The following is a 17932-nucleotide window of genomic DNA, read 5'->3' as shown; positions in this document are numbered from 1 at the left end:
GCGATCACCTATTTGTGTTGTCAAAAATAGCTATATCGTCCGACTAGAAAGGGTCATTGAAACTCTTTCTTCAGTTTCCCCTACGACAACATCTCCCCCTACAGAGGCAAAAACCGGGAGTAAACAAGGTGCTGTTTTCAGGGTCGAACATGTGGAAAGCCGCCTTCGATGCGCTCAATCGTTCGCAGGCCATCATCGAGTTTACCCCCGAAGGCACGATCCTGACTGCCAATCCCAATTTCCTGAAAGCGATGGGCTACGCCCTCAATGAAGTTCAGGGAAAACCTCACAGCATGTTTGTCGACCCCGCCTACGCGGCATCGGCAGAATACAAGGCCTTCTGGAAAAAGCTGGCGCAAGGCGAATTTCAGACCGCCGAATATCTGCGCTACGGCAAGGGTGGCCGAGAAGTCTGGATCCAGGCTTCGTACAACCCGATCCTCAACACCGCCGGCAAGGTGGTCAAGGTAGTCAAGATCGCCTCGGACATCACCGAGCGCAAGCAGAAGAGCGCCGATTTTGAAGGTCAGGTTGAAGCGATGAACCGGTCGCAGGCCGTGATCCATTTCGACCTCGACGGCACGATCCTCGACGCAAACGAAAATTTCCTGTCCGCGATGGGTTACTCCCTCGATGAAATCAAGGGCCGTAAACACAGCATGTTCGTCGAAAAGGACCATGCGGCGAGCACGGAGTACCGGCAGTTCTGGAAGAATCTCGCCGAAGGCAAATTTCAGGCGGGTGAGTTCAAGCGCATCGGCAAGGGTGGGCGCGAAGTCTGGATCCAGGCAACCTACAATCCGATATTCGATTCCGCCGGTCGTCCCTTCAAGGTCGTGAAGTTCGCGACTGACCGCACTCCGCAAGTCGTCGAAAGACGTCGCCGCGCGACCGTTCAACAGGGCATCGACCAGGATCTTTCCGAAATCGCCACGGCCATTTCCAACACGACGGAACAGGCAACAACTTCCGCATCAGCGTCCGAACAGACCTATTCCAGCGTGCAGACAGTTGCCGCAGCGGCAGAAGAACTCGTTGCCTCGATTCAGGAAATCAGCCGCCAGGTCCAGACCGCGCTTGAAGTTTCGCAAAGCGCTGCGACCGAGGCCGAGCGGTCCAGTGACATCATGAGCGGGCTGTCTGAGGATGCAAAGACGATCGGTTCGGTAATCGAACTGATCGACGGCATTGCCGACCAGACCAATCTCCTGGCCCTGAACGCGACCATCGAGGCCGCAAGAGCTGGCGAAGCCGGCAAGGGCTTTGCCGTTGTTGCCTCCGAAGTGAAGAGCCTCGCCGCGCAGACAAGCAAGGCAACCGAAGAGATCTCCAACCAGATCGGCTCCATGCAGGAGACGACCGGTCAGGCAGTCGCCGCAATCGAGTCGATCCTTGCTGTCATCAAGAATGTCGGAGACATCGCCGCCAGCATCGCATCCTCGGTCGAGGAGCAGTCGGCGGTTACGAATGACATATCCTCCAACATGCATTCGGCCGCCCAGGGCGTGGAACGGATCACCTCCAACATGCAGTCGATCTCCTCGGCAACTGCCCAGATAGACGCCGCGACCAAGAACGTTAAGCAGGCCTCGCAATCCCTGATGTGAACAAGGGACGCGTAATCTGACATCACGCCCAGTCCCTGCCAGACAAAAAAACCCGGTGCCAAGGCACCGGGTTTTCTTTTGACGGGTTATTGAACCTGGCCTTAGCGCGCCGGAAGCGGGATCCACTCGGCAACAGAAACATCGGCATGCTGGAACTGCGGCATCTTCTGGCCCAGCTCTTCCATGTTCTTGACGTCCTGCTCGTTCAGGAAGTCCTGGGTGATCAGGGTCGGCGGCACGACAACCTGCTTGCCCGGGTCTTCACCTGCCAGCATCAGCGCCAGCGTGCGCACACTGACTTCACCGACAACCGCCGGGTTGGTCGCGACCGTTGCCGCCCACGCGGAATCCGGCTCGCGCATGGCGGAGATATCGGCCGTGGAAACGTCCGCGGAATAAATGGCGATGTCCTGGTTGAGACCGGCTTCATCGACCGCGATCTTCACGCCTTTGGCAAATTCATCGTAAGGGGCAAAGACGACATTGATGTTCGGGTTGGCCTGCAACACCGAACGGGCCTGGTTGGCAACGGAGTTGGCAATCGGGTTATCAAGCGTGCCGAACATGGCCGCTTCCGTGATCCCCGGATTGGCTTCCTTGACTTCCTTCCAGGCGACGTCGCGGCGGTCCAGCGGCGCGATGCCCGGCACATAGACATAGCCGGCGGTAAAGCTGTCGCCATTGTCCTTGATCGCCTGCTCCAGAGCCAGCTTGCCGAGCAGGTAGTCGGACTGTTCGATCTGGGGGATCGCATCGTTTTCAACGTTGACGTCGAAGGCGACAACCTTGATGCCCGCATCGACGGCGCGCTGTGCGGCGGCCTTCATGGATTCGGTCAGGCCGTGCTGGATGATGATGCCGTCGACACCAAGCGCGATGGCCTGGTCGACCATGTCGGCCTGAAGGGCGGCATCCTGACGGCTGTCGAGAACACGCAGATCAACGCCAAGGGCAGCTGACTGCTTTTCAACACCCGAAAGATAGGACTGGAAGAAGTCACCGGTGGACAGATAACGCACCAGCGCGATCTTGACCTCTTCCGGCTTGTCGAACGGCGCCGGCATGTCGGCTGCAAAAGCCGCTCCGCCGGAAAGCCCGATCCCGGCGGCAACCGCCAGCTTCATGAATTCACGTCTCAGCATTTGTTTTCCTCCCAATGGAAACGGCGCCATTCAGGGCGTCACGCTGTTCTCCGGCCCCCACGTCGCGAGGACAGGTAGAATGTGAAGACAAGGGCGGCAACCAACACGGCCCCCTTGACGAAATCCTGCATGTAGTAAGGAGCGTTCATCATCGTCAGCCCCTGAAGAAGAATGCCGACAAACAGTGCCCCTGCCGCCGTGCCGAAGGCGTTCGGGCGGGCAGCGCCCAGTACCGCGAAGCCGATGAGGGCTGCGGCCACGCTGTCGAGCAGAAGGTTGTTGCCGGAGGCGATGTCACCGCGGCCAAGGCGGGCAGCCAGCAGAATGCCGCCAACCGATGCCAGCATGCCGGAAATCATGTAGGCCACGATCTTGTAGCGCTGCACGTTTGTGCCGACCAGTTCGGCAGCCCGTTCGTTGGAGCCGATGGCATACATCAGGCGGCCATGGCGGGTGTACCCCAGGAACAGCCAGATCAGCAGTGCGATCAAAAGGAACACCACCACCGGCACCGGCAGCAACCGGTCCAGGAACAGGTCGAACCGGTGCCGACCGAGCCACAGGAAGGCCGCGGAGAACGTTCCCTCCGCAACGACGCCCTCGCCCAGGCTCATCCCGGTCGCAATCGAATTGCCCTGGGTCGGAATGCGCTGCAAACCGATGAGAAGGAACATCATGCCGAGCGTCGCCAAAAGGTCCGGCACCCGCATCTTCACGATCAGGAATCCGTTGATCAGCCCGACGACCGCACCCATCACCAGGCAGAGTGCAACCGCGACAAAGGCGGATTGCTCCAGCACCACCATGGAATAGGCGGACAGCATCAGCGCCGAGGTTGCGACCGAGCCGATGGACAGGTCGAAACCGCCCACCACCAGCGTACAGGTGACACCGAGTGCGAGAATGCCGGTAATGGCCACCGACTGCAGGATGAAGACTGCCGAACGCGGGCTGGCAAAGCCGCTGGCATAGAGGCTGAAGAAAAGGGCCAGTCCGCCGAGTAGGACGAGGAAGCCGTAGCGGATGGCAAGTTCGAGCGGGTTCTTGTTCATTGTTCCGGTATTCATCCTGCCATTGCCTGCGTTGCTGGCTCGCTCTGCCCCTGCCCGCCTGCGGGCCCCGAGACATCCGCGACCAGACGGTTCAGGTCGACGTTCTTGTTGATGTATTCGCCGACGATGGCGGCCTCGTGCATGACGACGATGCGGTCGGCGATTTCCAGGGCCTCGTCGATTTCCGCCACGAAGACGAGCGTCGTGCGCCCTTTTGCGGTCTGCCGGATGTAGTGACCGATGTCTCGCCGGGCGCCGATGTCGACCCCCTGGAAAGGTTCGTCCAGCAACAGCACGCGGCTTGCCTGCAACAGCCAGCGGCCGATCATGACCTTCTGCTGGTTGCCACCCGACAGGGTGTTGATGCCGTCGCCGTTGCCCTGACAGACGATCCCGATCTTGCCGATCATGTCGTCAGCAGCCCGGCGTTGACCGCGTTCGCTCAGGAAAGAGAACCGGCTGAATGCCCCCAGGAACGGCAGTGTCATGTTGTTGGCGATGTCGAAGTCCGGCACCACGGCGTTCACGCTGCGGTCCTTTGGCGACATGAATACACCCTTGGCGACGGCGTCTTCCGCACTCTTCGGAGTGTAGGCCTTGCCGTCCAGGCGCAAGGTGCCGCCGGCCGGTTTCGCAAGGCCAAACAGCACTTCCGCCAGTTCCGTGGTGCCGCTGCCGAGCAGACCCGTCAGGGCAACCACTTCGCCTTCGCGAGCAGTCAGATCGATCTGCGGGCCATTTTCGTGTAGGCGCACACCATCGACTTCCAGGATCGGATCGCCGTCGGCAACCGGATCGATATCGACCTCGGTCATCTGGTGGCCAAGCATGGCGTTGACCGCGCCGACATAATCCAGAGGCTCTGTCTCGAACAGGCCGGAAATCGCCCCGTCTCGCATGGAAACGATCCGGTCGGCCACGCGGCGGATGTCCGACATGCGGTGGGAAATATAGAGAATGGCGACACCTTCCGCACGCAGCCGGTCAATCAGCGCGAACAGGCGGTCGGCTTCGGAAGCGGACAGTGATGAGGTCGGCTCGTCCAGAATGAGCAGCTTCGGCGCGCGGGCCATGGCACGTGCGATCGCGATCATCTGGCGGTCGGCAACCTCCAGATCCGCAACACGGGTGCGCACGTCCATCGTCAGCCCCATGCTTTCGGCAACCTTGCGGGCCTGCCGGCGAAGTTTCCTGTCGTTGACGAAGAAATCGGCGCCCGGTTCGGTCAGGAGGTCCAGCGTCAGGTTGGTGGCAACATCGAGATCCGGAATGACACCGTCATCAATGGACTGGTGAACGGTCACGACACCCTTTGAGATGGCATCGGCCGCATCAAGCGGCTTGAAGGGCGCACCGGCCAGCTCGATCTCGCCGGCATCGGCAAAATGATAGCCGCACAGGACCTTCACCAGCGTCGACTTGCCGGCACCGTTGGCTCCCATCAGCGCCGTGACTTCGCCGGCGCGCAGCTCCAGATCAATCCCCCGAAGCACGTGGTTGCGCCCGAAGGACTTTTCCAAGCCGCTCAATTTACAGGTGACGTCTGGCACCTTTCCTCCCGATATTTTTGCGAGTTCCTCCCCCGCTTCTCATCGTTACAACACGCTAAATAGGCATTTGTCAACTGTGTTGACTTTTGAATAATCTTGACCATTATCGGGGCAAAATAGGGAGGAACAAGACCCAAGATGGACACGCCAGACCTCTATCGGCCCCTCACGCCGGAAACGCTCGGCGAAAGACTTTCCGGCATTTCCGCCGTTGCGGACAGGATCGGAGCAGACCCTTCTGACTGGACCGTTCGCGAAGTTGGCGACGGCAACCTGAACCTCGTCTTCATTGTCGAGGGCCCCAAAGGCACGATCATCGTCAAGCAGGCGCTGCCCTATGTGCGCCTGGTGGGCGACAGTTGGCCGCTGCCGCTTTATCGTGCGCTTTATGAGAACCATGCGCTTGTGCGACAGGCCGCCCGTGATCCGGGCGCAGTGCCGGAGGTCTACCACTTCGATGAGGACCAGGCGCTGATCGTCATGGAATTCCTCTCGCCGCACAAGATCCTGCGGCGCAAGCTGATCGATGGTGAAAAGGTTGCCGGACTTGGTGCTTTCCTTGGCACCTTCTGCGCCCGCACCGCGTTTCGCGGCTCGGAACTTTCCATGAAGAGCGCGGACAAGAAGGCCGATGTCAGCCTGTTCGCCGGCAACGTGGAAATCCCCGCAATCACCGAAGCGCTGGTTTTCACTGATCCTTATTATGCTGCTGAAATGAACCACCACACGGAAGGTCTCGACCCCGTTGTGGCAGACCTGCGCACCAATGCCGAACTGAAGGCAAAGGTGCAGCGGTTCCTGATGAAATTTGCTTCCAACACCGAAACCATGGTGCACGGCGACCTGCACAGCGGCTCGATCATGTCCACGGACAGCGACAGCCGCGTCATCGATCCCGAATTCGTGCAATACGGCCCGCTCGGCTTCGACATCGGCATGCTGACTGCCAACTTCCTGATGGCCTATTTCAGCCAGCCGGCCCATCGCAGCGCGGAAACACTCGACGATTTCCAGGAATGGGTCCTGTCGGTCATCGCCGAAACCTTCTCATCCTTCGAGGCCGAGTTCACCCGCCTCTGGAACACCGAGCGCACCGGCATGCTTTATCCGGCTTCCCTGTTCGAGGATCAGGGGCAGGTATCGGACTTCGCATGTGCGGGCCTCCTGCAGGAAATCCGCAACGAAGCCATGGGCTATTGCGGTATCGAGATGCACCGCCGTACCCTGTCGCTCGCCCACAATGCCGACTTCGAGGAAATCGAGGACAAGCAGCTGAAGCGCCGTCTGGAAACGCGCAACCTGCTGATGGGGGCCGACCTCATCCTGTCGCCAGAAAGTTACGGCTCGACCGATGCGCTCGTGAAGCTTGCGCGCCAATTCAACAAGAAGGACATCCCATGAAGGTCAACGGCACTCATTACCGCTCGCTCTGGTGGGATGACGACAAGGCTGCCCTGCAGATCATCGACCAGCGCTGGCTGCCGCACGAATTCCGCATCCAGCAGGTCGACACACTTCAGGACTTCGCCGACGCCATCGTTGAGATGCGCGTGCGCGGCGCGCCGCTCATTGGTGCAACCGCTGCCTACGGCATGGCACTGGCCGCAAAGATCGACCCGTCCAATGCGCATCTGGACACGGCCTGGGAGTTTCTCGACAAGACCCGGCCGACGGCCATCAACCTGCGTTGGGCGCTTAACCGCTGCCGTGCGCACCTGCTCCCGCTGCCGGAAGCCGACCGTCCCGCCGCAGCGCTGAAGCTCGCGCACGAGATTTCCGACGAGGATGTCGGCATCAACCACAGCATCGGCCAGAATGGTCTTGAGATCATCCGCAAGATCGCAGCCGGCAAGAAGGACGGAGAGCCTGTCCGCATCCTGACCCATTGCAACGCCGGCTGGATTGCGACCGTGGACTGGGGCACGGCGACGAGCCCGATGTACCAGGCCCATGACGCCGGCATTCCGATCCATGTCTGGGTGGATGAAACCCGCCCGCGCAACCAGGGCGCCCTCACCTCCTGGGAACTGGGTAGCCACGGCATTCCGCACACCTACATCACCGACAATGCCGGCGGCCACCTGATGCAGCACGGCCTTGTCGACATGGTCATCGTCGGAACCGACCGCACCACACGCCGCGGCGACGTCTGCAACAAGATCGGCACCTATCTGAAGGCACTCGCCGCCAAGGCCAACAACGTGCCGTTCTACGTTGCCCTGCCTTCACCGACCATCGACTGGACGGTAGATGACGGCGTTGCCGAAATTCCGATCGAGGAACGCCAGGAACGCGAAGTCACGCACATCCAGGGCCTGACGGACGACGGCAAGATCGGCGTCGTGCAGGTGACACCGGTCGGCACGCCCGGCGGCAATCCTGCCTTCGATGTCACGCCGAACCACCTCGTCACCGGCCTGATTACCGAACGCGGTATCTGCGAGGCCAGCGCCGAAGGCCTTGCCGCCCTCTTCCCGGATCTCAGCAGGATCGCCAAGAGCGCATGAGCCCTGGCCCGACCAGTTCCCGGCCAACCGGCACCAAGGCCGCGGCACCCTCCGCGGCCACCAGGGCGCGCAGCCAGGACGATGCCATCATCGAGGTCACCTGGTGCTACTACCAGGAAGGCATGAACCAGAACGAGATCGCCGAACGCCTCGGCATCTCGCGGGCGACGGTCGTCAACTATCTGTCCGAAGCGCGAAAACGGGACTATGTCCGCATTACACTGGACACGGACATTTTCCGCGACCACGATCTGGCGCGCCGTCTTGTCGACCGGTTCGGTCTGCAGGACGCCATTGTGGTTCCGACATCCCCCGCCGGGGCAGACCAGTCCCTTGACCGGGTCACCCGGGTGGTTGCCGACTGGCTGCCAGGCCTGCTGGAACCGGGCGACCGGCTTGGCGTTGCCTGGGGCGAAACGGTCTACCGGGTGGCGGAGGCCGCGCCGCGGGTGACGGTGCCGGACCTTACCGTGGTTCAGCTGGTCGGCTCGCGTCCGGCAGCCCTTGGCTTTGCCGCGGAAACCTGCTCGGCAACGCTCGCCCGCCGCTATGGCGCGCACTGCGTCAACCTTCATGTGCCGCTGCTCTTGTCCAACCGGGCGCTGGTGGAAGAACTGAAGCGGGAGCCGGTGATCCGCATGCAGCTTGATGCGGTGGCCGACTGCAACAAGACCATCTTCGCCTGCGGCACCTGCACGGCAGACAGCCACGTCGTCCATACCGGCCTGCTTGACCCCGCCGACGTTGACCCATGCGCGGAACGTGGTGCCATCGGCGTGATCTGCGGCCGCCTGATCGACCACGACGGCAACGGTCTCAACCGGGAAATCGAGGACCGGATGATTGCCGTGACGCTGGACCAGATGCGCGGCAAGGACATGGGCCTGCTGGTCGGCTCCGGCCCGGACCGTGCCAGACCGATGCTGGCCGCCCTGCGCGGCGGCTACGCCACCCACATCGCCACCTGCTCGGAAACGGCGACGGAAATGCTCAATCTGACGGAAAACAATGCTTAAGACGCCTTATCAGGACACTCCCGAACTTCGCCAGGCCATCATCGCTTCCTGCAAGGAGATGAACAGCCGCGGTATCAACCAGGGCACATCGGGCAATATTTCCGCGCGCGCAGGCGACCGGATGATCATCACGCCCTCCGGCGTGCCCTATGACCGCATGACCCCGGAGATGCTGGCCTCCATCCCGCTGGACGGTGACAGCGCTTTCGAAGGGCCCCTGCCACCTTCAACCGAATGGCAGTTCCACCTTGCGCTGCTGCGGGCAAAGCCGGACATGCACGCAGTCGTGCACGCCCACCCGGTCCACTGCACCGCGCTGGCGATCAACCGGATGGAGATCCCCTCTTGCCACTACATGATCGCACTCTTCGGTGGTGACACGGTTCCTCTGGCAGGCTACGCCCTTTTCGGCAGCGACGAACTTGCGCGGGAAGTGACAGACGTCATGAAAGACCGGCAAGGCTGCCTGATGGCCAACCACGGTGCCGTGGTTGTCGGCGAGACCCTTGAAAAGGGCCTCTGGCGTCTTGAGGAACTGGAAGTCCTGGCCAAGGCCTATATCCTCAGCCGGACGATCGGCTCGCCGCACATTCTCTCGAAATCCGAGATCGACGCGGTGCTTGGCGCGGTGAAGAACTACGGAATGAAGACGGAAGTCTGAACAGGCTTCCCCGTTACACCAGATCGGGCATGAACGGCAGATCGGTGACGCCGATGTCATGCCCGGCCTGTGTCAGCAGTGTCGACACCTGGCCGCGATGATGGGTCTGGTGATTGAACATGTGAGTGACAAGCATCCAGCGCGGCCGGGACCGGGGAATACCATCCTGGCCGCTTGTCCATTCCAGATCCTCCGCCAGCCAGTCGATGGTCAGCCACTCGGCAAAGTCGGAGATCTGCAGGCACATGTCGAAATGGGCGGCTTTCAACTCATCGAAATTCTCGAAGAGATCAACGCCCATGCCCTTGATTTCGTATTTGCGGCCGGTAAAGCGGCTCATCCAGGCCCTGTCGGCAAACAGGATGTGGTTAAGCGTGGAATGCACGGACCGGAAGAAGGCGCCCCGGTCGGCCTTGCGGTCTTCATCGCTCATGAGATCCGCTGCCGCATAGACCTTTTCGGTCATCCAGCTGTTGTATTTGGCCATTCGGCGATAGAGCACCGGATCGACGAGCATGACGTCCCTTTCCTTGCAGCGCTTATCCCGCCGTGGCGAGAGCCTCAGGGGCTGTCGTGGAGAATCTCTGTGTTTCGGCGTCCATGACCCGCAATTCGCCGGACCCGATGTCGAACCAGGACCCGTGCAGGCTGAGCGAACCCGCCGAAACGGCCGCCTCGATGAACGGGAAGGTCATCAGGTTCTTCAGCGACTGGCGGATACCGGCATATTCCATGGCAAGCTGAGGATCGTCGGCCTTGTCCACCGGCATGCAGGCCATCGCGATTGCCGCCGGCTCCAGCAGCTTGATCCACCGGCCGATGAACTGACCTGTCGCCATCGGCGCATTCGCGTTTTCCCGGAACGCCTTCACGCCGCCGCACTGGCCGTGTCCCATGATCACAATGTGCTTGACCTTGAGCCCGTTGACCGCGAATTCGATCGCGGCGCTGGTGCCGTGCTGGCCTTCCGTATCCTCGTAAGGCGGCACCAGGTTGGCAACGTTGCGCACCACGAACAATTCGCCCGGACCGACATTGAAGATGCCTTCCGGCGTGACGCGGCTGTCGCAGCAGGAAATCACCATCACATCCGGCGTCTGACCATAGACCGCCAGGCGTTCATGGGTTTCCTTGTACCTGACGAACCCCTTGTTGAGGTAACGGCCGTAGCCTTCGAGAAGATGTGCGGGGAAAGTCAAACTCAAGTCTCCAGCTCTTGTCACCCGGGATCAGCCACCTGCGCCAGATATGGGCAGGCCTGCCAACCGGAATGGCGGCACCTGGTACTGCATCCCGAAGGACGCGCACCTGTGCACGAACGATAGGGGATCTCCCCTGCCGGCCATAGATACGGGTTAATACGTAACGAGCCAAGTGGCTTCAACCTTTTGGACGACTTCGTCCCTCAGGTCGCGACATTCACCTCATGGGGCGGCTCACCGTCCTCGTGATCCTCATAGGCATGACGGACGTTGTCCGCGGGCATCCTGTCCACAGGTCCCCGCAAGGGGTGTACCGGCCCGTGATCGATGCCCGGTTCCATGACCTGCAACGCGACAGCCCGATAGGCGGCAACGCCATCCAGCACATGATTTACGGTGTGGTGATCGTCAACAAGAACTGCCGGAGTGTCCTCGGACATCCCGGTTTCATTTTCATGGCGCTCTGCGGTGTCACGCTTCTTTCTGCGGTCGTAACCGGTGCCGTCACCATCACGGTCCGCGGGGTACTCTGTCGCATGCGCCACGACCTGGGCCGATTGCGGCCTTTCGATCGTCGCCATTCCGGCCTCCTGGCCCTCAGAGAATTGCCGCCTTCTGGCGGAACCCGCCAATTGTTTCAACAAAGGGTTAACAAAACTTTACGTTAAGTTAACCTTCGGTTTCATCAAAAGCAACGGCGTCAGGCCGACTGGGACCGAGGGGTCGGATAGTCGACACAGACCCTGTTGCGGCCCGATGATTTGGCGACGTAAAGCGCCTGATCCGCCCGGGCGATCGTGTCTTCGACATCACGATCATCAGCCGTGACTTCCGCCAGACCAATGCTGACGGTGACAGAGATATTGCCAACGCCGGCATCCACGGTGAGGGCTGCAATTCTCAACCTGATGCGTTCAGCCAGGACCCAGGCCCCGTTTGCGTCGTTTTCCCTCAACAGGAGAACGAATTCTTCCCCGCCGAACCGGGCCGCCTTGTCGGTCGAGCGAATTTCTTCAACGATGGCATCCCCGATGGCCCGGATGACGTCGTCACCGGCCCGGTGCCCGAATTGGTCATTGACGGTCTTGAAGTGGTCCGCATCGATCATCAGAACACTGAACAGCCGGTCGTGACGCTGGAAGGTCGCAAAGGCATCTTCCGCAAATGGCTGGAACGCACGCCGGTTCAGGAGGCCCGACAGGGAATCGTGTTCCGCCAGCGTTCTCAAGGAGCGTATGTCGGCTCCCAGTTGCCGGTTCCGTTCCTCACTGGACCGTATGTTGCGGCTATATTCGTCCTTCAGAACCGCCAGCATGTCCCGGGCTGTCCTGGCGCTTTCTTCCACCGTACCGAGCCGGCGCAACAGCGACCTGACGGAGGCAGACACCTGCGAAAGCTCCCGGAACCCGTGCAGGCGCGGAACTGTCGTTTCCTTTTCGTCACGCCCGATCCTGTCCAGCGCAGAGACCAGGCCGAGAAGCGGCTGCGAGATGGTGCGAGACGCAAGCCATGCCAGCAGCGCGGAAAGACAGGCAACGGCAAATCCGATCAGAAAGATATTGCGAACCAGAGCCGCCACCCGAGCCGACACGACGCTGACCGGCTGCTGCACGGCAACTTTCCAGCCCAGCCCCGGATAATCGCCAAGGCCCGAGGTTTCGACCTCCGCGACCACCATGTCGGGATTGCCGGGATCGTAGGCAGCATTTTCCCGGGAGAGGTTTGTGCCCTCGGCGTCTTCCCCGACAAGCACCGAGCCGTCGCGCGCAAGCACGAAGAGGTCGAGCCCTTCCTTGCCGAGATTGTTTTCCAGAACATCGCGCCGGGTTTCTTCCGCCCAGCTCCAGCTCATGTGCGCGCCGAGTACGCCGGCCAGTTTTCCGTTTTCGTCTTTTACCGGCATTGCCACGTCGACGAAACGAAACGGCGCTTCGTCGGGGCTTGTCCGCAACAGGTGGTCAAGCAACTTGGCAAGATGCACATCCTCGACCGCGGGCCCTTTCAGGCCACTGATGAACCAGGGTCGCTCGGCGACGGATGCGCCCTCCAGCATGCCCTTGGTTGCCGCCACGACCGTGCCGTCGACAGATGCAAAGCCGATCCAGGCATATTGCGGCAGGCTGCGCTGCAGCTGGTCAAGCGTTTCACGGATGATGTCGGGATTGCGGGTCCAGACGGGCTTCAGCAGTTCCATGTCTGCAACGTTGCGCACTTCGCGGTAACGGTCGAACATCGTCTGGTCCAGCCGCTGCGCCATGCTGCGTGCAATCAGCGTCAGGTCCCACCGGTTTTCCCGGATGGCTTCGCCGCGTGCAATCAGGGCCGCACCGAATGCCGCCACCGCAATCGAAAGGATGCAAAGCGAAGCCGCCAGAAGGGCAATCTGCTGGCGCAGACTGGTCCCGTCCCGCAATCCGATGAGGACTGAAGTTATTCTGGAAATTGGCTTACGTATCATCGGATCGTTTCCTGCTTAGACCCGCGCTAAGGGAAACTACTAATGGCCAAGTATAAATAAATCTTGAACCCGCCAGCGAAACCGACGCAGCCACGACTGCGCCAGTTGCAACTGAAAGTTTATCCGAGACTAGAAGAGCGACTAATTTTCGCCAATAAATACTTCAATCGGCATTATTGTCACTTTCGACGAAGGCCGGTTCAAGCAGCCTGTTCTGCACGGTTGCCGACAATCTTCACCACATCGGCCATGATATCGGTGAGCTGGAAATCCTTGGGCGTATAGACCGCCGCAATGCCTTGCGCCTTGAGCTGTGCGGCATCTTCGTCAGGGATAATCCCACCGACCACGACCGGAATATCGTCCGCACCGGCTGCTCGCAGGCGGTCCATCACGTCACGCACCAGGGCCAGGTGCGAGCCGGACAGGATCGACAGACCGATCACGTGAACGTCTTCTTCCACCGCGGCGTTGACGATCTGCGCCGGCGTCAGGCGGATTCCCTCATAGACCACTTCCATGCCGCAGTCGCGCGCCCTGACGGCAATCTGTTCCGCTCCGTTCGAATGCCCGTCGAGACCCGGTTTGCCGACCAGGAACTTCAGCCGGCGGCCAAGTTTCTTTGATACCGCCTCCACGTCAGAGCGGATGTCTGCCAAAGTGCCGACATTGTCCCGCACGGCCTGACCGACACCGGTCGGTGCACGGTACTCGCCAAAGACCTCGCGCAGTGTCCGGCCCCATTCGCCTGTGGTCGCTCCGGCCTTGGCCGCGGCAATCGAGGGCTCCATGATGTTGCGGCCTTCCTGGGCGGCGGCTTTCAGGTCCGCCAGCGCGGTTTCGACCGCGGCTTGATCGCGTGCATCGCGCCAGGCCTTGACCTTCTCAACCGCTTCTTCCTCGACATGCTCGGAAACGGTGAGAATGCCGCCGTCTTCCCCGGCGGCCAGAGGTGAAGGCTCGCTGTCTGTCCAGCGGTTGACGCCGACCACCACCTGGTCGCCGCCTTCGATCGCGGCAAGGCGTGCGGAATTGGCTTCCACAAGCTGACGCTTCATGTAGCTGCTATCGACCGCGGCGACCGCACCACCCATGGCATCGATCCGGGCAAGTTCCTCGCGGGCTTGCGCCTTCAGCTCTTCCACCTTGCGGGTAATTTCGGCGGAGCCGTCAAAAATGTCCGCATAGTCCAGAAGGTCGGTTTCATAGGCGACGATCTGCTGCATACGCAGCGACCACTGCTGGTCGAACGGTCGCGGCAGGCCCAGCGCTTCGTTCCATGCCGGCAGCTGCACAGCGCGGGCGCGCGCATTCTTGGACAAGACCACCGCCAGCATCTCGATGAGGATACGGTAGACGTTGTTTTCCGGCTGCGGCTCGGTCAGCCCGAGGCTGTTCACCTGAACCCCATAGCGGAAGCGGCGATAGCGCTCGTCCTCAACGCCATAGCGCTCCAGGCAGATCTCGTCCCACAATTCGGTGAAGGCGCGCATCTTGCACATCTCGGTAATGAACCGCATGCCCGCATTGACGAAGAAGGAAATCCGGCCGACAGCCTTCGGGAAATCGTCCTCGGGAATGGCACCGCTCGCCTTGATGGAATCCAGAATGGCCACAGCCGTTGCCAGCGCGAAGGACAACTCCTGAACCGGTGTCGCGCCTGCTTCCTGCAAATGATAGGAGCAGACGTTCATCGGATTCCATTTGGGCATGTTGGAATAGGTCCAGGCGATGACATCGGTCGTCAGCCTGAGCGAAGGCGCCGGCGGAAACACATAGGTGCCCCGGGACAGATATTCCTTGATGATGTCGTTCTGGGTCGTACCAGACAGCAGTTTGCGGTCGGCGCCCTGTTCGTCGGCAGCCGCTATATAGAGCGACAGCAGCCAGGGTGCGGTCGCATTGATCGTCATGGAGGTGTTCATCCGCTCCAGCGGAATATCCTGGAACAGGGTGCGCATGTCGCCGAGATGAGCCACCGGAACACCGACCTTGCCCACTTCGCCGCGCGCCAGGGCGTCATCCGGATCATAGCCGGTCTGAGTCGGCAGATCGAACGCAACGGACAGGCCGGTCTGACCCTTGGCAAGATTGCCACGGTAGAGCTTGTTCGATTCGGCCGCCGTCGAGTGGCCCGCGTAGGTCCGGAAAATCCATGGACGATCTTTCTCCGGCCGGCTCTCACCCGATGCACTCATGCCACTCATCCTCCTAAGGCGTTCTGCTGCCTGTTTTTTCTTGATTTGGCAGCACCGCGTCAGCCTGTTTCTCCCGAACAGTCAGCAGTGTGCCGGAGTTTACGCGACTGCGAAACCCCAATGTGCAATGCAAAATATGGTTGGCATCAAAACGCAAGTTAAGCAATAGTCGTATAGAACGGTGATCGTTTTTGAACAATAGTTGCGCAAAATTGGGTATTTGCCCGATTACGACTTGTGCAAATGCGAAATTCTGAGGCCCAAAAGAAGCCCTGGGAGGGGAGAATGACAGCGACCGCGGAAGCCAATGACAACCAAACGCGAGAGGGCGCGCCGGTGAAAGATCTTTATGAAATCGGAGAGATCCCGCCGCTCGGACACGTTCCCAAAAACATGTATGCCTGGACCATCCGCCGTGAACGCCACGGACCGCCGGAAGACGCCATGAAACTGGAAGTCGTGCCGACCTGGGAACTCGACAGCCACGAGGTTCTGGTTCTGGTGATGGCCGCCGGCGTCAACTACAACGGCATCTGGGCAGGCCTCGGCCAGCCGATCAGCCCGTTCGACGGTCACGGCGCCGCCTATCACATTGCCGGCTCCGATGCCTCGGGCATCGTCTGGGCCGTCGGTGACAAGGTCAAGCGCTGGAAAGTGGGCGACGAGGTCGTGGTTCATTGTAACCAGGACGACGGCGACGACGAGGAGTGCAACGGCGGCGATCCGATGTTCTCCACCTCCCAGCGGATCTGGGGCTACGAGACACCGGACGGGTCGTTCTCGCAGTTCACCCGCGTGCAGGCCCAGCAGCTTATGCCCCGGCCGCGCCACCTGACCTGGGAAGAAAGCGCCTGCTACACGCTGACGCTCGCAACCGCCTATCGCATGTTGTTCGGCCATCACCCGCATGAGCTGAAGCCGGGTCAGAACGTGCTTGTCTGGGGCGCCTCGGGTGGCCTTGGCTCCTACGCCATCCAGTTGATTACGGCAGCAGGCGCCAATGCCATTGGCGTCATCTCTGACGAGGACAAGCGCCAATTCGTGCTGGATCTCGGTGCCAAGGGTGTGATCAACCGCAAGGACTTCAAGTGCTGGGGTCAATTGCCGACGGTCGGCTCGCCCGAATATGCGGAATGGTTCGCGGAAGCGCGCAAGTTCGGCAAGGCGATCTGGGACATCACCGGCAAGGGCAACAACGTCGATATCGTCTTCGAACACCCGGGCGAGGCAACCTTCCCGGTCTCCACACTGGTCTGCAAGAAGGGCGGCATGGTCGTCATTTGCGCAGGCACGTCAGGCTTCAACTGCACCTTCGACGTCCGCTACATGTGGATGCACCAGAAGCGCCTTCAAGGGTCACACTTCGCCCATCTGAAGCAGGCCTCGGCCGCCAACAAGCTGATGATCGAACGGCGCATCGACCCTTACATGTCCGAGGTCTTCCCCTGGGATCAGATCCCGAAGGCCCATACCAAAATGTGGAAGAACCAGCACGCACCGGGAAACATGTCCGTCCTGGTCTGCGCGCCGACCACCGGTCTTCGGACCTATGAGGACGTTCTGGAAGCCTCCACCCGCTGATCCGGCACGCCGCCTTCAGGGCAACCACCTGCAGGCGGCGGGCTCAACAAGCTCCCTGAAAGGCTGGGGGCCTCAAGCCCCGTTAGCCTCATGCAGCCTGACCAGCCCGTGTCTCACGGGCTGGTCTTTTCTTATTGTTTACCCGGCGGTGGCGACCCAGCCTCTGAAGGTGAAGGCCGTGTAGAAGGTCTCGACGTCGACAAATCCGGCCTGCCTCAACAGATCCGCATCCTGTTCGGGCGTCAGCACCGGCAATCGCTCCTTCATCGCGGCCATGCCGTTTTCGGTAAGCGAGCGGGAAGTACCGGATAGGGTGGAAAACGCCGCATATCTTGCCAGCCACCTGTCCTTGCCTGCACGGTCGGTCGGAAAGCTGTGATGAACCGAAACGAAGGCCGCTCCAGGCTTCAACCGTTGCCGCAGTCCGGAAAGCGTCTTCAACCTCTCCTCCCGATCCAGAAAATGAAGCGTCAGCAGGCAAGCGGCGCCATCAAATTGTCTCTCGGGGGCATCATGGATGTATCCCTCCAGCAGGCTCACTCTTGCCCCGAGGGGACCAAGGTGCTCTTGCGCCTTTTCCAGCATGTCTGCGGACGGGTCGACACCAAGGAAACGCCAGTCCGGCTGCATGCGGGCAAAGGCCTTCAGTTCAACACCGCCACCGGCACCAAGCACCAGGATTGTCCCGTCCGATGGCGCCCGCTCCGCCAGCAGCAGGCCTGACATCTTGTGCATGTCTGCAAGCCCGGGAACGAGCCTCGCCGTTCTTTCCGCATATCCGGCGGTTGATGCGGCTCCGGAAAACAGGGACATGGAAAAGGTCCTCAAGCAATGCGTGGCCTGGTGCTCCGATCCATACCAAGACGCTCGGCACCATCATGTTACTTTATATGTAACTTGAAAATTGCCATTCAAGAAACCTGCTCCATTTTTTCCAACCCATTGCGCGCACAACCCA

15 protein-coding genes are annotated in these 17932 nt (G+C 60.7%); 6 read left to right on the top strand and 9 right to left on the bottom strand.

Features of this window, described 5'->3' with window-relative positions:
- Positions 1–149: 149 nt before the first annotated feature.
- A complete protein-coding gene (locus FIU93_RS08345; protein WP_152507539.1) occupies positions 150–1607 on the top strand; it encodes a PAS domain-containing methyl-accepting chemotaxis protein in 1458 nt (485 codons plus the stop codon).
- Between the two features lie 101 nt (positions 1608–1708).
- Here FIU93_RS08345 and FIU93_RS08340 read toward each other — a convergent pair whose 3' ends face one another.
- From FIU93_RS08340 to FIU93_RS08330, 3 genes are read right to left on the bottom strand one after another with little or no spacing between them, the layout of a single operon-like run.
- A complete protein-coding gene (locus FIU93_RS08340) occupies positions 1709–2731 on the bottom strand; it encodes a substrate-binding domain-containing protein (RefSeq protein WP_228872690.1) in 1023 nt (340 codons plus the stop codon).
- 56 nt (positions 2732–2787) lie between these two features.
- The gene (locus FIU93_RS08335) at positions 2788–3816 is read right to left on the bottom strand and encodes an ABC transporter permease (RefSeq protein WP_023002859.1); all 1029 of its coding nucleotides are present in this window, start codon (positions 3814–3816) and stop codon (positions 2788–2790) included.
- Positions 3813–5351: a sugar ABC transporter ATP-binding protein gene (locus tag FIU93_RS08330; protein ID WP_209010313.1), complete on the bottom strand. Its 1539-nt coding sequence runs from the start codon at positions 5349–5351 to the stop codon at positions 3813–3815. The genes FIU93_RS08335 and FIU93_RS08330 overlap by 4 nt, the downstream gene beginning before the upstream one ends.
- A gap of 138 nt (positions 5352–5489) precedes the next feature.
- Here FIU93_RS08330 and mtnK point away from each other — a divergent pair, with 138 nt between their 5' ends.
- The 4 genes from mtnK to FIU93_RS08310 are packed head-to-tail and all read left to right on the top strand — an operon-like array spanning position 5490 to position 9535.
- Positions 5490–6752 carry an S-methyl-5-thioribose kinase gene (gene mtnK, locus FIU93_RS08325; RefSeq protein WP_152505335.1) on the top strand — a complete coding sequence of 421 codons (1263 nt, stop codon included), beginning with the start codon at positions 5490–5492 and terminating at the stop codon, positions 6750–6752.
- Positions 6749–7858 (top strand): S-methyl-5-thioribose-1-phosphate isomerase, encoded by a 1110-nt coding sequence (gene mtnA / locus FIU93_RS08320; protein ID WP_152505334.1) that lies wholly within the window; start codon positions 6749–6751, stop codon positions 7856–7858. Before mtnK ends, mtnA begins: the two co-directional genes overlap by 4 nt.
- A complete protein-coding gene (locus FIU93_RS08315; protein ID WP_062486654.1) occupies positions 7855–8874 on the top strand; it encodes a sugar-binding transcriptional regulator in 1020 nt (339 codons plus the stop codon). The genes mtnA and FIU93_RS08315 overlap by 4 nt, the downstream gene beginning before the upstream one ends.
- Complete coding sequence (locus FIU93_RS08310) at positions 8867–9535, top strand: class II aldolase/adducin family protein (RefSeq protein WP_152505333.1); 669 nt, start codon at positions 8867–8869, stop codon at positions 9533–9535. The genes FIU93_RS08315 and FIU93_RS08310 overlap by 8 nt, the downstream gene beginning before the upstream one ends.
- A 13-nt stretch (positions 9536–9548) precedes the next feature.
- Here FIU93_RS08310 and FIU93_RS08305 read toward each other — a convergent pair whose 3' ends face one another.
- From FIU93_RS08305 to FIU93_RS08285, 5 genes are all read right to left on the bottom strand, one after another.
- Positions 9549–10052: a DinB family protein gene (locus FIU93_RS08305; protein WP_023002853.1), complete on the bottom strand. Its 504-nt coding sequence runs from the start codon at positions 10050–10052 to the stop codon at positions 9549–9551.
- A gap of 22 nt (positions 10053–10074) precedes the next feature.
- Positions 10075–10734: a carbonic anhydrase gene (locus FIU93_RS08300; protein WP_139314252.1), complete on the bottom strand. Its 660-nt coding sequence runs from the start codon at positions 10732–10734 to the stop codon at positions 10075–10077.
- 206 nt (positions 10735–10940) lie between these two features.
- On the bottom strand, positions 10941–11318 hold the full coding sequence (locus FIU93_RS08295; protein WP_023002851.1) for a hypothetical protein: 378 nt from the start codon (positions 11316–11318) through the stop codon (positions 10941–10943).
- 119 nt (positions 11319–11437) lie between these two features.
- Entirely contained in the window at positions 11438–13195 is a 1758-nt protein-coding gene (locus tag FIU93_RS08290) for a diguanylate cyclase (RefSeq protein WP_152505332.1), read from the bottom strand.
- Between the two features lie 200 nt (positions 13196–13395).
- A complete protein-coding gene (locus tag FIU93_RS08285) occupies positions 13396–15393 on the bottom strand; it encodes a protein meaA (protein WP_152505331.1) in 1998 nt (665 codons plus the stop codon).
- 285 nt (positions 15394–15678) lie between these two features.
- Between FIU93_RS08285 and ccrA the strand changes: the two genes are divergently transcribed.
- Entirely contained in the window at positions 15679–16974 is a 1296-nt protein-coding gene (gene ccrA / locus FIU93_RS08280) for a crotonyl-CoA carboxylase/reductase (protein WP_023002848.1), read from the top strand.
- 138 nt (positions 16975–17112) lie between these two features.
- Here the strand turns inward: ccrA and FIU93_RS08275 are convergent, their stop codons facing one another.
- Positions 17113–17787, bottom strand: a complete 675-nt coding sequence (locus FIU93_RS08275; protein WP_152505330.1) for a class I SAM-dependent methyltransferase — start codon at positions 17785–17787, stop codon at positions 17113–17115.
- Positions 17788–17932 lie beyond the last annotated feature (145 nt).

Source organism: Labrenzia sp. THAF35, assembly GCF_009363595.1.
GTDB classification, from domain to species: Bacteria; Pseudomonadota; Alphaproteobacteria; order Rhizobiales; family Stappiaceae; genus Roseibium; species Roseibium algicola.
This window is presented reverse-complemented; position numbering and strand designations above follow the sequence as displayed.